Origin of the sequence: Nocardia aurantia (assembly GCF_009604425.1) — a bacterium.
Classification (GTDB): domain Bacteria; phylum Actinomycetota; class Actinomycetes; order Mycobacteriales; family Mycobacteriaceae; genus Nocardia; species Nocardia aurantia.
Window position 1 is genome coordinate 182,140 of the sequence record NZ_WEGI01000013.1, and the last position, 13,554, is coordinate 195,693.

Here is a 13,554-nt window from a genome sequence, read left to right on the forward strand (position 1 = left end):
CGGACTCATGTCGGAGTCACCCGAGCCCCCGAGCACCACCCGCACGGCGTGTTCGTACTGTGGCGTCGGCTGTGGCATCACCGTCGAGACCCGGCCCGGCGCGGACGGCGCCCCGGTCATCGCGAAGGTCCGCGGCGACAAGCTGCACCCGGTCAACGGCGGCCGGTTGTGCACCAAGGGCGCCACCCACGCGGAACTCATGCGCGCACCCGGCCGGATGACCACCGCGCATCGGCGGGACGCCCGCGGTCAGGCGGCGGTCCCGGTGCCCGTCGACACCGCGATCGCCGAGGCCGCGGCCCGGTTGCGGGCCGTCCTCGACGAACACGGCCCGGATGCCATCGCGCTCTACGTCTCCGGGCAGCTGTCGATCGAGGCGCAGTACCTGGCGACCAAACTGGCCAAGGGCTACCTGCGGACCGTCCATCTGGAGGCCAACTCCCGGCTGTGCATGGCCAGTGCCGGCACCGGCTACAAACAGTCGCTCGGCGCCGACGGCCCGCCCGGCTCCTACGACGACCTCGATCGTGCCGACGTGTTCCTGGTCAGCGGCGCGAACATGGCCGACTGCCACCCGATCCTGTTCCTGCGCATGGTCGATCGGCTGAACGCCGGGGCCAGGCTGATCGTTGTCGACCCCCGGCGCACCGAAACCGCCGCGCGCGCCGACCTTTTCCTGCAGATCGCCCCCGGCACCGACCTCGCCCTGCTGAACGGGCTGCTGTACCTGCTCGCCGAGAACGGCCATCTGGACGAGGAATTCATCGCCGAGCACACCACCGGCTGGTCCGCGATGCCGGAATTCCTCGCCGACTACCCGCCCGGCCGGGTCGCCGAGACCACCGGACTGGCCGAGGCCGACATCCGCACGGCCGCACAGTGGATCGGGGAGGCCGGGGAATGGATGTCGCTGTGGACCATGGGCCTGAACCAGTCCACCCACGGCACCTGGAACACCAACGCGCTCTGCAATCTGCATCTGGCCACCGGCGCGATCTGCCGTCCCGGCAGCGGTCCGTTCTCGCTCACCGGGCAGCCGAATGCCATGGGCGGCCGGGAGATGGGCTACATGGGCCCCGGGCTGCCCGGGCAGCGCAGCGTGCTGTCCGCGGCCGACCGCGCCTTCACGGAGACCGCCTGGAACCTGGCGCCGGGCACGATCCGCGACGAGTCCGGGCCCGGCACCATCGAGATGTTCCGGGAGCTGGCCGCGGGAGAGATCAAGGCCTGCTGGGTCGTCTGCAGCAACCCCGTTGCGAGCGTGGCCAACCGGCGCAACGTGATCGCCGGCCTGGAGGCCGCCGAACTGGTGATCGTGCAGGACGTCTACACCGACACCGCGACCACCGCCTACGCGGACCTGCTGCTGCCGGCCACGCTGTGGTCGGAATCCGATGCGGTGATGGTGAATTCGGAGCGAACCCTGACGCTGTTGCGGCGCTCCACCGATCCGGTGGGCGACGCGCGGCCGGACTGGCAGTTGATCGCCCAGGTGGCGACCGCGATGGGCTTCGCGGGCTTCGACTACGCCTCCAGCGCCGAGATCTTCACGGAGATACGTGGTTTCAGCAATCCCGCGACGGGCTACGACCTGCGCGGTATCGACTATCCCGCGCTGCGCGAGGGCCCGATGCAGTGGCCGTGCCCCGATCCGGCGCAGCGCCGCAACCCGGTTCGCTACCTGAACGACGGCAGCGAACCGTTCGCCGACGAGTCCGGGCACCGGCCGCGACTGGTGTTCCCGACACCGGACGGCCGTGCCCGGTTCCATCCACGGCCGCACCTGCCACCGGCCGAGATGCCGGACGACGACTACCCGTTCGTGCTGAACACCGGCCGGCTGCAACACCAGTGGCACACCATGACCAAGACCGGCCGGGTGGCGAAACTGACAAAGCTGACCGGGGATCCGTTCGTCGAGATCCATCCTGCCGACGCCGAGCGGCTCGGCGTGCGCCCCGGCGATCAACTCGAGATCGCCTCCCGCCGCGGGCGCGCCGTGCTCCCGGTGCGCGTCGAGGACAGGGGGCTGCCCGGAAACTGCTTCGCCCCCTTCCACTGGAACGACGAGCACGGCGAGTACCTGACCGTGAACGCGGTCACCAACGACGCGGTCGACCCGGCCTCGCTGCAGCCCGAATTCAAGGCCTGCGCGGTCGCCCTGCGGAAGGTCGCCGCGGTGCCGTCGGACCCCGCCGTCCCGGCCACTACCGGAGTAGCCGGTCCGACCGCCACGGTCCAGGCGGCCGGTTCGTTCGCCGGTTACCCAGTGGCGGGGACCGCAGAGGTTCCGGCGGCCGGTTCGTTCGCGGGTTACCCGGTGGCGGGGACCGCAGAGGTTCCGGCGGCCGGTTCGTTCGTGGGCAATTCGGGGGCCGGAGGCACCGGGGCGGTCCCGGCGCCGGCGTCGATCGCGAATTACTCCGTGGCCGAGCGTTCTACGGCGGCCGGGCCGTTCGCCGGCTACCCGATTTCCGGGTCGGCCGCTGCGGGTGTGCCGTCGGCCGCGGCTCCTGTCTCGGCCGGGCCGAGCGCTGTGAATTCTCCGGCCGGGCCCTTCGCCGCGTCCGCCGGGCCGGGAACCGCTCTGCCCTATACGGATTCGCGACCGCCGATCCACCCGTTGGCCGCCGCACTCGGCCTCGAGACCACGGCCGCGCCGACGTTCAGCGAGCTGGAACGGGTCTACCTGTCCGGCTATCTCGCTGCCCTGCAAGAGATTCCAGTGCAGGGTCAGCCGGTGCTACCGGAATCGGCGCCGCTGTCGCCCTCGCGCCGCGTCTGGATGAACGGGCTGCTCGCCGGGATGTACTCGCGGGCCGCGGTGATCGAGCCCGCGCAAGCCGTCGATGCGGCGGAAGCAACCCCACAGCCGGTTGTCCAGCAGCGTTCGATCACCGTGCTGTGGGCCTCGCAGACCGGCACCGCTGAGGAACTCGCGGCGACGGTGGCAGCGGCGCTGGCCGAATCCGGCTTCCAGCCCAGGTTGTCGGACCTGAACTCCTGTGATCCGGCGCAATTGAGCGGCGACACCCTGGTGATCACCAGCACCTTCGGCACCGGAGGCCCACCGGACAACGGCGCAGACTTCTGGGAAAGCCTGAGCGACAGCGTGATCCGGCTCACCGGTCTGCGCTACGCGGTATTCGCCCTGGGCGACTCGTCCTACGACGACTTCTGCGGCTACGGCCGCCGGATCGATGACACGCTCGCGAAACTCGGCGCTACCCGGATGCTGCCCCGAGTCGACAGCGAACCCGACCACGAGGAACTGTCCGAGCACTGGCTCGCCCAGGTACTGACAACCTTCGGCGTGCCGCCCGGCGCGGGCGGTGGCACCGACGGTGGTACGGCCGCCGACGACCCGCGAGCAGCCGGATCGGCGGTAGCAGTGGGTACCGCCGGACCGGCTATGGCGTCGAACAGCGCGAGCAGGCCGACCGGCGCGGAGGTGAGCACGGGCGATCCTGCCGGCGCGCTGAGCACAGCTGTATTCGGCGCAGCGGTGGGCACGGCTGGACCTAAGGCAGCGTTGGGCACGGCCGGGGCCAGGGCAGTACTGGGCACGGCTGGACCTGGGGCAGCGTTGGGTACGGCTGGGCCCGAGGCAGCGCTGGGCACCGCTGGGCCTGGGGGAGTGCTGGGCGCGGCTGGGCGGGGGGCAGTGTTGGGTACGGCTGGGCCCGGGGCGGTACTGGGCACCGCTGGGCCTGGGGCAGTGTTGAGCGGTGGGTCCGGCGGAGTGCTCGACGCGGTCGAACCCGGGATGGCGATGGGTGTGGCCGGTTCTATGGCGGCAACGGCGTGGGTGGCCGATGGTTCGGCGTCCAGCGCACAGGGGTCGGTGGGGGCGGCGACAGTCGGCACGGTGAGCGGGGCCGGGAACGCACCGGCAGTGAGCCCGGCCGGTACGACGGCGACGCGGCCCGGGAAGACAGCCACCCCCTTCACCCGGCAGTCGCCGCTGCCCGCGCGGCTCGTGCGCAACGAGTTGCTGTCCCGCCCTGGCGCGGCGAAAGAGGTGCGGCAGTTCGGCTTCGATCTGAGCGGGCTGGGCGTGCAGTACGAGGTGGGGGACTCGCTCGGGGTGTGGCCCTCGAATTCCGAAGCGCTGGTGGCGGAATGGCTCGAGGTGACCGGGCTGGACGGCGACCGGACCATCGCGCCGGACGGCCGGGCGGTCCCGCTGGCGGAGGCGTTGCGCACCCGTTTCGACATCACGAGGGCCGGGCCGGACCTGCTGGGCTTCGTCGCCGACCGCAATCCGAGTCCCCGGCTGGCCAAACTGCTCCGGCGCGACAATCGCAACGAACTCGACGGTTACCTGTGGGACAAACAGGCTGTGGACGTGCTGCGGGACTTCCCGGTGGAGGCCGACCCGGTCGACTGGCTCGGCGTGTTGAAAAAGCTTCAGCCGCGCCAGTATTCGATCTCGTCGAGTCCGGCGGTGACGCCCGCGGAGGTGCAGTTGACCGTCGGTGTGGTGCGTTACGCGCAGAGCGGCGGGGTGTGCTCGACCTTCCTCGCCGACCGTTGCGGCACCGTACCGGTGCCGATCTTCCTCCAGCGCGCACCGCATTTCCGGCCGCCGCTGGATCCGAACGCGCCGATGATCATGATCGGACCGGGCACCGGGATCGCACCGTTCCGCGGTTTCCTGCACGAGCGCCGGGCGCTCGGCTGCCGCGGCCGGAACTGGCTGTTCTTCGGCGACCAGCACGCCGCGGACAATTTCTACTATCGCGCGGAACTCGAGGACATGTTCCGCAGCGGCTTCCTCACTCGCCTGGACCTGGCGTTCTCCCGGGATCAGCGGGAGCGGATCTATGTACAGCACCGGATGATCGAGCACGGCGCGGAGCTGTGGTCGTGGCTGCGCGACGGTGGTCATCTGTACGTCTGTGGTGACGCCGCCCGGATGGCGAAGGATGTCGACGACGCGCTGCTGACCATCGCGCGTGTGCACGGCAAACTCGACGAGGACGGCGCGGCGGCCTTCCGCAAACAGCTCGTCGCCGAGAAGCGCTACGTCCGCGACGTCTACTGATCCGCCCGGCGAATTCATGGCAAAGAATTCGCATCGGACCGATTCCGCTCCGTCCGACCAGGGGTTGCCCCGCCTACTCTGACCCCCTGTCAGGCGGCATCCGCCGCGCGTCGCGAAAGGACGGCACCATGTCGGCTACCGCTTCGCCCCTCCCGCCGGGATATGCCGTGACCGCCGCACCCGGCGATATCGCCACCGATCTCGGATTGCTGGTGCTGCGCGTGGTGATCGGCGTCATCATGGCCGCCCACGGCACCCAGAAACTGTTCGGCTGGTTCCACGGCAACGGCCTGACCGCCACCGGCCGCTACTTCACCGCCCAGGGGTATCCGGCCGGGAAGACCATGGCGGTGATCGCCGGTCTCAGCGAGGCGCTGGGCGGTCTCGGCCTGATCCTCGGACTGCTGACCCCGCTCGCGGCGGCCGCGGTGATCGGCGTGATGATCAACGCGATCGCCACCAAACACGGCTTCTTCGCCCCGAAGGGGTACGAGTACGAACTGGCCCTGACGGCCGCGGCCGTCGCCCTGGCGCTGGCCGGTCCGGGCCGGCTGGCCCTCGACCAGGCGCTGCCGGTGCTGCGGGTGCGGCGGCTGATCTACGGCCTCGCGGCCATCGTCCTCGCCGCCGTGGTCGCGGCGGTGGTACTGGCCACGCGCAACTGACCACGAGCGATACCGGGGGACCGTGATCGGGCCGCGGTGGCCCCGGGTACCGTGAACGGGCGGCTCCGCCCCGGTTGAGTCGGGGCGGAACCGCTTTTTTCCGTGCTATCGAGCCGCCGGCATCACGCCGTGCGGTCGAACTCCTCGGCCTTCACCCCGGCGGTGAAGGCCGTCCATTCGGCGCCGGAGAAGGTCAGCGCCGGGCCGCTCGGATTCTTCGAATCCCGGACGCCCACACCGCCTTCGGGCAGCCACGAGACCTCCACGCAGTGGGTGGTCTCGCTGAACGAGCTCTTGAACCAGGTATCAGTGCTCATGATCGTATTCCTTTGCTACCTGCCGGAGCAGGTCTCGTGTTTCGGATTCCGTGAGAGCCATCGCGCGGATGGCCGCGGACAGCTCGGTGTAGCGATCCACCTCATCCGGTCGCTCGATGTAGATGTCGCTACTGGGTGCACCCTCGCGGTACACGATCGAGGGTTCCGGTGAACCTCCTTTCGGGTCGGGACGAAAGCTCAGGATCACGAACGGGCCGTGCAGGATTCCCCACGTCAGGCCCGCCCGGTACGGATGGACGCGCAGCGACACGTTGGGCAGCGCCGCGAATTTGTCGAGATGCCGCAGTTGGGCCGCCATCAGTTCGGCGTTGCCCACGAGGCGGTACAGCGCCGATTCGTGCAGCAGCACATCGAGAGTCAGCGGCAGTTTCTTCCGGGTGAGCAGACTCTGCCGTTTCAATCGCAGTTCCAGCCGCTGTTCGAGTTCCTCCTCGGGAACCCGGTCGTGGCAGGCGCCGATCATCGCCTCGGCGTAGTCGTCGGTCTGCAACAGGCCGGGAATGTGCTCGTTGTAGCAGATCATCTGCTGCGCAGCCGATTCCAGATCCAGATACAGGCCGAAGGTCTCGTCGAAGAGATTGCCGAAATCGGAATACCAGCTTCTTTCCCGCGCCTGTTCGGCGAGAGTCACCGCGCGCCGGGTGTCACGCGCGCCGATGTGGTAGAGCTCGCACAGCGCGCGAACGTCCTGCTTACGGACCTTCTGCACGCGACCGGACTCGATCCGTTGCAGCCCTGCGGGACTCAGATCGGTCAGGGCGGAAGCCCGGACGATGGTCAGTCCCGCGGCCGATCGCGCATCGCGCAGAAAACGTCCCAGCTGCCGCCTGGGCAGCGTCGACGTAGGAATCTCGTCCCTCTTGGTACCCATGGTGCCCCCTGGAAAGTGAATATTCGAAAATTGGCTCACCGCAATATAAATATCCATTCCCTAGCTGCAGCAAATCGAGTGGCATCCTGGGGTTTCGCACGACTTCCACCTATTTTCCAATTCCACTGGTCTTTTCGTCCCGGTCATGGTCTGCTTGGTACCGGCGGCCGGGTGGTGCTGCAGGTTCGGGGCCTCGAAACACCCTCTGCCACGAAAGGTACGACAACTTCGGCTGCGAGCCAAGGGTTTTCTCCAAAAACTTCCCGTGTCGCAGCCGGCCGTCCGCCGGCCACCGAACACTTCGACGCCGAATATTCAGAACGGGGGATTTCGAATAATGATGCTTGCCACCGCAATGGATCCGCTATCTCCGCCGCCCGCGACCCGTGCCATCCCGCCGCGACAGCCCGCGGTCGGATTCGTGCGCACCGACATCTCCGGTCCCGACGCCGAACGACACGCCCGGGAGATCCAGAGATACGCCTGGCGCAACGGTTTTCGCCTGCTGTACACGGTGCGGCCCCCGCTCGACCATGACGACCCGATCGGCTACGCCCTCGGCCTCGCGGCCGGCCTCGACGTCCCGGTGATCGTCGTCTTCGACCTCGCGCACGTGGACAACCGCCCCGAACTCGTCTGCGACGACTTCGATCTGGTGACGGTCTGCCCGCCCCAGACCTGGGCCCGCACCAGCGCGGTGGGGTGGTGACGATGCGACTGCCGAGCAAGAACATGGTCATCGCCGCCTGCTGCGGCAGCACCGATCTCGCCCACCCGATCCTCCCCGCGATCGCGCGGCTGTCCGGCCTGCACCGGACCAGGCTCACCGCCGACCCCGTCGACCTCCGCGGAATAGACTGCGCCCGAGCCACTCTGGTCCGCGAGATCGACCGCTGGGTCGTGCTCCAGCAATTCCAGCGCCCCGCCGCCTACCTGCACACGGAATCGCTGGGTTGCGTCGTGGACCGCATGGCCCGAACCCATGCCTGGGCCTGGCAGCTCCTGCTGTCCGCCGCGCCCGCCGACCTGGCGGTGCACGCCGCCTGGACCACTCTCGCCGAACTCACCGACGGCTACCACGATCTGGTGACCGAGGTCGAATCCGGCCGCCGCCGTTTTCCCTCGGCCCAACCCTGGGAGCTCGCCGCCGCCGACACCACCCGCTCGAGATGCTGGTAGCCCTGGTGGATCGCGGAACCCCCCGCGATCTTCCTGCCCGCCCAGCCCCTCGCCGAAGTCGTCACCCCTGGAACCATGTTCGAGCCGCCCGCCAACTGAGCGATTCGATTCTCCGCACCCAGGTATCGCGATAACCGTTCTCCGGTGTTCCGAAGTGAAGGGATTGCCCTCGCGAATCAGAGCTCCGATAATCCGCTGCGGCGTAGAGAATTGCGGGCGACCGCGAATTCGATTTCGCGGAAACCGCATTCGGCGGAACGATCGTGTCGCAACCGCGTATGCCGGCCGTGTACAGCCCCGGCGTCCCGTCGACCGCCTTCGACGACATCTCCATCCAGTTCGGCCACACGCAGTTCAGCGCCGACCCGAACACATTCGCCACTGACCGCACCCTGCGTGCCACCTTCGGCCCGAGCGCGGGTGACCGCCCCCTCGACAGGCGTCGACGCACAGCATACGAGTGGTGCGACAGGCTATGCCGGAACCAGTAGCACCCGATAGCCGGATTTTGCCCGGCGACCGCCGCGCGGTCGGTCAGGCGCTCCGGGATAACCCGGCCCGGGACCCGCCGATCACCTCCGTGTAGTGGCCGACCAGTTCGGTGCAGATCGCGGGCCAGGTTCGATGCAGAACGGATTTCCTTGCGGCAGCGGCGAATCGGATGCGCAAATCCGGGTCACGCAGGGCGGCTACCGCGCTCGGCAGCAGTTCGGTGAAACGATCCACCGGCAGCAGATATCCGTTGCGGCAGTGCGCGATCAGATCCCGCGGGCCGCCGGCGTCCGGGCCGATGACCGGGATGCCCGAGGCGAGCGCCTCCTGCACTCCCTGACAGAACGTTTCGTGTTCGCCCGCGTGCACCATCACGTCCAGGCTCGCGTACGCGGCGGCCAGATCGGCGCCGCCGAGTTCGCCGGTGAAGATCGCCGAGGGCATCAACTCGGCCAGCCGGGCGCGCTGCGGGCCGTCACCGACGATGACCAGTTGCACATCCGGATCGTCGGCGAGGACCGCGAGCCGTTCCACATGCTTCTCCGGCGCCAGCCGGCCGACGAAGCCGACCACCAGTTTGTCCCCGGCCGACCACGCGTCCCGTCGCTCCTCCGAGCGCGCCGCGGGAGTGAAACGTGCGATGTCGACGCCGCGGGCCCAGCGATGCACCCGGGGGATGCCGTGCCGCTCCAGATCCTCGACCGCCGCCGAGGACGGGGCGAGGGTGCGCGCCGCGCGCACGTGGATACGCCGGGTCCAGGCCCAGGCCGCCCGCCGCGCCGCGCCGAGTCCGTAACTCTGGGCGAAGCCCGCCACATCGGTCTGATAGATCGCGACGGCCGGCAGGTCCAGCCGCAGCGCGGCCCCGACGCCACCGGCGCCGAGCAGGAAGGGGGAGGCCAGATGCACCACATCGGCGTCGAACTCGTTGATCGCCGCGGTGATCACCGGCTGCGGCAGGCCCACCGGCAGCGAGCTGATCTTCGGGACCATGACCGCGGGCACCCGGATCACCGGGAACCGGCCGTGCTCGCGGGGCGCGGGCGGCCGGCCACGCAAGGTGTCCGGTGCGATCACCAGGGCGTCGTGCCCGTTGCGATCCAGATGATCCAGGACCTGCAATACGGAGTTCACGACACCGTTCATGTTGGGCAGGAACGACTCCGCAACGATGGCTACGCGCACGCTTCGAGTGTGATCAACCAGACACGCCGGGACGTCACACGGACGTGACACCTACGCGAAAAATCGGCGAACAATTCCGCCGCCGCGATCCTCAGGCCGCCGCTTCGGCGGGGCGGCGTGTGGGCAGCCGGGAAGCGGGATCGCCGCGGCGGCCGAACCGGCGCAACACCCACAACAACGGCAGCGCCACCACCCAGCAGACCACGATCACCGACAGGGCCGGGATGATCGCCACCCGGGCGTCGCGTCCCGCGACCCGGACCAGTTCGGGATCCTTCTTGCTGTATTCGACGTTGATGCGCTCACCGGCGGTGAGCCGGGTCGGGTACAGCACCCCGGTCTTCGGATTGTGGGTGACGCCGTCGGGGGTCACGTAGGTGACCGCCGAGCGCAGCCGGCCCGCCGACAGCACCTCACCGCTGGTGACGCCCTTGTCGAAGCTGATCAGATAGTCGTCACGCCAGGCCGCCAGCACCAGCAGCACCGCGAGCACGCTCACCGTGACGGCGGCCACCAGCACACCGATCCGGGTCCGGCGCAGACGCACCGGGCCGGACGGTTGTTGATCATCAGACTGGCTGGTATCCGACACTGCACAAGGCTATTCCATCGCTCCGATAGCGTGTGCGGCCATGTCCCGAAAATTCTGCTTCACCGTGTCTTACCGCGTCCCGGTCGAACAGCTGCACCGGGCGATTCTGACCGACGAATTATGGCGCGCGAGATTCGCGACCGCCCCTACCGCGACCCTCGAACTGTCCCGGCCGGACGGTCCTGGCACCGTCCGCATCCAGATGACCGAACGGGCCCGGCCGGACAAGATCCCCTCGGTCGTCAAACGGGTGCTCAACACGGAACTCGTCCTCGAACGCGTCGACAATTGGGGGCCGCTGGCCGACGGGACCGCGAGCGGCACCTTCACCGGTACCGCCAAGGGCATCGCGACCGAGATGGACGGCGCCTACGTCCTGCGGCCGACCGCCACCGGATCCGAGATCGAGGTGACCGGTCTGGTGGCCGTCACGGTGCCGTTGGTCGGCGGAATGATCGAGCCGTTGGCCGAACAGTTGCTGCACCGGGTACTCAACAGCGAACGGAAATTCGTCGAGCAGCAGTTCGAGGCCGCCGCGACCGCCTGAGAACATGTCCGCGAGACCGACCCGGCCCCCCTCGCACAGCGTTCGCGCTGTCCGGTGGGGGCACCGCGTTGTCCGATCAGTCGCCCTCGGGGGTGGACCAGTCGGCGGTCGCCGGATCGAATTCGCGGCGTTCGACCAGCACCAGCCAATTTCCGGAGTTGTCGCGAGCCACGGCCTCCACGCCGTACGGGCGCTCCGACGGCGGCTGCACGAATTCCACACCCTTCGCGGTCAATTCCTCGTAGGCCTTGTGGCAGTCCTCGGTGCGCAGGCCGAGCCCGCCCATGGTGCCGTCGGCCAGCGCGCGGCTCACCGCCGTCGCCATGCCCTCGTCGAGCGGCGGGCCGGGCAGCATCAGCGTCACCTCCAGCTCCGGATGGTCGGGCTGCGCGACGGTGACCCAGCGGAACCCGCCCTCGCCCATGGTCACGTCGGAGGTCTCCACGAAGCCGAGCTTGTCGATGTACCACTGCTTCGCCGCGGTCTGATCGGTCACATAGACAGTGACCAGGGACACGTTGGTGATGATTGCCATGGGTTCACGCTAGGCGGGTGCGCGGCCGACCGGCTTCTCCGAAATTGCTGTCTTCACCGATCCGCGGCCGGATCGGTTCCCGGCGGAGTTTTGCGATCCGACAGTCCGTGCATGAGTACGAAACAGCCGGGGATGCGCGGCGCCCCCTCGGCGGAGAACTTGGCCAGATACGCGGAGGGCGACATGCCCACCAGTTCGGTGAACTTGCGGCTGAACGACCCCAGGCTGGAATATCCGACCAGCATGCAGGCCTCGGTCACCGTGATGTTGGTCGCGCGCAACAGATCCTGGGCCCGCTCGATCCGCCGTTCGGCCAGGTACGCCGCGGGCGTCTTCCCGTACACCGCCGCGAAGCAGCGCAGGAAGTAGAACTTCGAGACCCCCGCCGCCGCAGCCAATTCCGCCAGATCCAACGCCTCGGCATAGTGGCGATCCGCGAGATCGCGCGCTCGCCGCAAGTGCGGGAGCAGATTCCGCGGTGGCTCGCCACTCACGATCCGCCCCGTCCACTACCCGCGCCTGCCCGCTCTTTCCGAGCCGTCCGGCGCCCCGGCCGGATGGTGTGCTCGGCGTTCATCGCTCGCTCATTCGGCCGGTCGCGCTCAGGCGAACGGAGGTAATCCGTCGAAGCGCATTGACACTCGCCCGGCCGCCCGCCAGGCGCGGGCGGTGACATCCGCGTCCTCGTCGGTGACCAGATTGCCCATCACGCGAACGGCTGTGCGCTGCAACAACTTCGACCGCATGACCGGCGGGCCGCCGACCGGGACCGCGCGCGGGTGGGTGGCCAGCGCGGCCAGTCGCCGCGCCACCGAGAAGGTGCGGCCGTAGCGAGCGCGCAGCGTCTGCGGCCACACCCGGGACAGATCCGGCTCGTCCAGCAGTTCGGACAACATGTGGCCGCCCTCGAGCCCGTAGTCGATGCCCTCGCCGTTGAGCGGGTTCACGCAGCCGGCCGCATCGCCGACCAGCGCCCAGTTGCGGCCGGCGACGGTCGACACCGCCCCGCCCATCGGCAGCAGCGCCGAGGCGACCTCGCGCGCCTCGCCCTCGAACTGCCACTCCGTCCGGCGTTGCGAAACGTAGTGCTGCAACAGCGGTTTCAGTGCGATGTGGGAGGGCCGGGCCGCGGTGGCCAGCGAACCCACGCCGATGTTCACCCGGCCGTTGCCCAGCGGGAACACCCAGCCGTAGCCGGGCACCAGGGCGCCGTCGGCATCCCGTAGCTCCAGATGCGAGGTGATCCACTCATCGTCGCTGCGGCCAGAGTCGATGTACGCCCGCGCGGCCACGCCGTACGCGTACTTCCGGTGCCAGGTGCGGCCGAGCAGTTTACCCACCGGCGACCGCACCCCGTCCGCGACGATCAGGACGCGGCAGGCGACCGGGCGGGTCGCACCGTCGGCCTGCACCGTCACCCCGGTGACCCGGTCCCCGTCGCGGGCGACCTCGGTGACCCGGGCGCCGTCGATCATCCGGGCGCCGGATGACACCGCCGTCTCGCGCAGTTTGTCGTCGAGTTCGGTGCGGGCCACCGCGCTGCCGTAGCGCGGGAACGAACCGTCCGGCCAGTCCAGCAGCGTCTCCGCGCCGAAACCGCACATCCGCAGCCCGCGGTTGACCGTGTGGGTGCGGACCCACTCGCCCAGACCGAGGTGCTCCAGCTCGGCGACCGCACGCGGGGTCAGGCCGTCGCCGCAGGTCTTGTCGCGCGGGAACACCGCCGAATCGAGCAGCAGGACATCGCGCCCGGCGCGCGCCGCCCAGGCCGCCGCGGCCGATCCGGCCGGACCGGCGCCGACCACCAGTACGTCGACCCGATCGGGCAGTGCGCGTGCCGGGCTGGCAGCGTGTTCGCGTTCGGCATCCGGGGCACCCATGCGCCCAATCCTTCCAGCCGCCACCCGCGGGTGTCGACGTGCCCGCGCCGATCCGCGCATTCCACGTGGTGAAGCGTGTGCGAGGGCGCGGGGCCCGGCGGATCGCGGCGATTCGGCCGATTCCGGCACTGTCTGATTCGTCGCAGCACCAAGGTGTTCAACCGGTCGTCGGCGGGGACACGCTAGGTTCTGTGGTGTGGGGACGGACGCGGCATTGGGAGAC

The 13,554-nt window shown here is 69.2% G+C and carries 12 protein-coding genes; 5 read left to right on the forward strand and 7 right to left on the reverse strand.

Features of this window, described 5'->3' with window-relative positions:
• Nucleotides 1–7: 7 nt before the first annotated feature.
• Both NRB56_RS39370 and NRB56_RS29150 read left to right on the forward strand, forming a co-directional pair.
• Nucleotides 8–5,047, forward strand: coding sequence for a molybdopterin-dependent oxidoreductase (locus NRB56_RS39370; protein WP_227838430.1), 5,040 nt, complete (start codon nt 8–10; stop codon nt 5,045–5,047).
• Between the two features lie 167 nt (nt 5,048–5,214).
• Nucleotides 5,215–5,712 carry a DoxX family protein gene (locus NRB56_RS29150; protein WP_319943707.1) on the forward strand — a complete coding sequence of 166 codons (498 nt, stop codon included), beginning with the start codon at nt 5,215–5,217 and terminating at the stop codon, nt 5,710–5,712.
• Nucleotides 5,713–5,834: 122 nt separating this feature from the next.
• On the opposite strand, the gene NRB56_RS29155 is transcribed toward NRB56_RS29150, so the two are convergent.
• Both NRB56_RS29155 and NRB56_RS29160 read right to left on the reverse strand, forming a co-directional pair.
• Entirely contained in the window at nt 5,835–6,029 is a 195-nt protein-coding gene (locus tag NRB56_RS29155) for a DUF397 domain-containing protein (RefSeq protein ID WP_153347511.1), read from the reverse strand.
• Nucleotides 6,019–6,921: a helix-turn-helix domain-containing protein gene (locus tag NRB56_RS29160; RefSeq protein ID WP_194291026.1), complete on the reverse strand. Its 903-nt coding sequence runs from the start codon at nt 6,919–6,921 to the stop codon at nt 6,019–6,021. The genes NRB56_RS29155 and NRB56_RS29160 overlap by 11 nt, the downstream gene beginning before the upstream one ends.
• 355 nt (nt 6,922–7,276) lie before the next feature.
• Between NRB56_RS29160 and NRB56_RS29165 the strand changes: the two genes are divergently transcribed.
• On the forward strand, nt 7,277–7,630 hold the full coding sequence (locus tag NRB56_RS29165; protein WP_153347513.1) for a hypothetical protein: 354 nt from the start codon (nt 7,277–7,279) through the stop codon (nt 7,628–7,630).
• Between the two features lie 2 nt (nt 7,631–7,632).
• The gene (locus NRB56_RS29170; RefSeq protein ID WP_227838449.1) at nt 7,633–8,100 is read left to right on the forward strand and encodes a DUF4254 domain-containing protein; all 468 of its coding nucleotides are present in this window, start codon (nt 7,633–7,635) and stop codon (nt 8,098–8,100) included.
• Between the two features lie 534 nt (nt 8,101–8,634).
• On the opposite strand, the gene NRB56_RS29175 is transcribed toward NRB56_RS29170, so the two are convergent.
• Nucleotides 8,635–9,777 carry a glycosyltransferase family 4 protein gene (locus NRB56_RS29175; RefSeq protein ID WP_319943708.1) on the reverse strand — a complete coding sequence of 381 codons (1,143 nt, stop codon included), beginning with the start codon at nt 9,775–9,777 and terminating at the stop codon, nt 8,635–8,637.
• Between the two features lie 91 nt (nt 9,778–9,868).
• Nucleotides 9,869–10,369, reverse strand: a complete 501-nt coding sequence (locus NRB56_RS29180; protein WP_406603544.1) for a DUF3592 domain-containing protein — start codon at nt 10,367–10,369, stop codon at nt 9,869–9,871.
• 64 nt (nt 10,370–10,433) lie between these two features.
• Between NRB56_RS29180 and NRB56_RS29185 the strand changes: the two genes are divergently transcribed.
• The gene (locus NRB56_RS29185; protein WP_319943710.1) at nt 10,434–10,916 is read left to right on the forward strand and encodes a DUF2505 domain-containing protein; all 483 of its coding nucleotides are present in this window, start codon (nt 10,434–10,436) and stop codon (nt 10,914–10,916) included.
• Nucleotides 10,917–10,992: 76 nt separating this feature from the next.
• Here the strand turns inward: NRB56_RS29185 and NRB56_RS29190 are convergent, their stop codons facing one another.
• From NRB56_RS29190 to NRB56_RS29200, 3 genes are all read right to left on the reverse strand, one after another.
• A complete protein-coding gene (locus NRB56_RS29190) occupies nt 10,993–11,445 on the reverse strand; it encodes a VOC family protein (protein ID WP_319943732.1) in 453 nt (150 codons plus the stop codon).
• Nucleotides 11,446–11,504: 59 nt separating this feature from the next.
• Nucleotides 11,505–11,945, reverse strand: a complete 441-nt coding sequence (locus NRB56_RS29195; RefSeq protein ID WP_319943711.1) for a helix-turn-helix transcriptional regulator — start codon at nt 11,943–11,945, stop codon at nt 11,505–11,507.
• Between the two features lie 108 nt (nt 11,946–12,053).
• On the reverse strand, nt 12,054–13,331 hold the full coding sequence (locus NRB56_RS29200; protein ID WP_227838431.1) for a geranylgeranyl reductase family protein: 1,278 nt from the start codon (nt 13,329–13,331) through the stop codon (nt 12,054–12,056).
• Between the last annotated feature and the right edge of the window lie 223 nt (nt 13,332–13,554).

Bases quoted from the DNA above. Each gene is read 5' to 3' on its own strand.
- NRB56_RS39370 (WP_227838430.1), top strand. From the start codon at position 8: ATGTCGGAGTCACCCGAGCCCCCGAGCACCACCCGCACGGCGTGTTCG.
- NRB56_RS29155 (WP_153347511.1), bottom strand. From the start codon at position 6,029: ATGAGCACTGATACCTGGTTCAAGAGCTCGTTCAGCGAGACCACCCAC.
- NRB56_RS29160 (WP_194291026.1), bottom strand. From the start codon at position 6,921: ATGGGTACCAAGAGGGACGAGATTCCTACGTCGACGCTGCCCAGGCGG.
- NRB56_RS29165 (WP_153347513.1), top strand. From the start codon at position 7,277: ATGGATCCGCTATCTCCGCCGCCCGCGACCCGTGCCATCCCGCCGCGA.
- NRB56_RS29170 (WP_227838449.1), top strand. From the start codon at position 7,633: ATGCGACTGCCGAGCAAGAACATGGTCATCGCCGCCTGCTGCGGCAGC.
- NRB56_RS29200 (WP_227838431.1), bottom strand. From the start codon at position 13,331: ATGGGTGCCCCGGATGCCGAACGCGAACACGCTGCCAGCCCGGCACGC.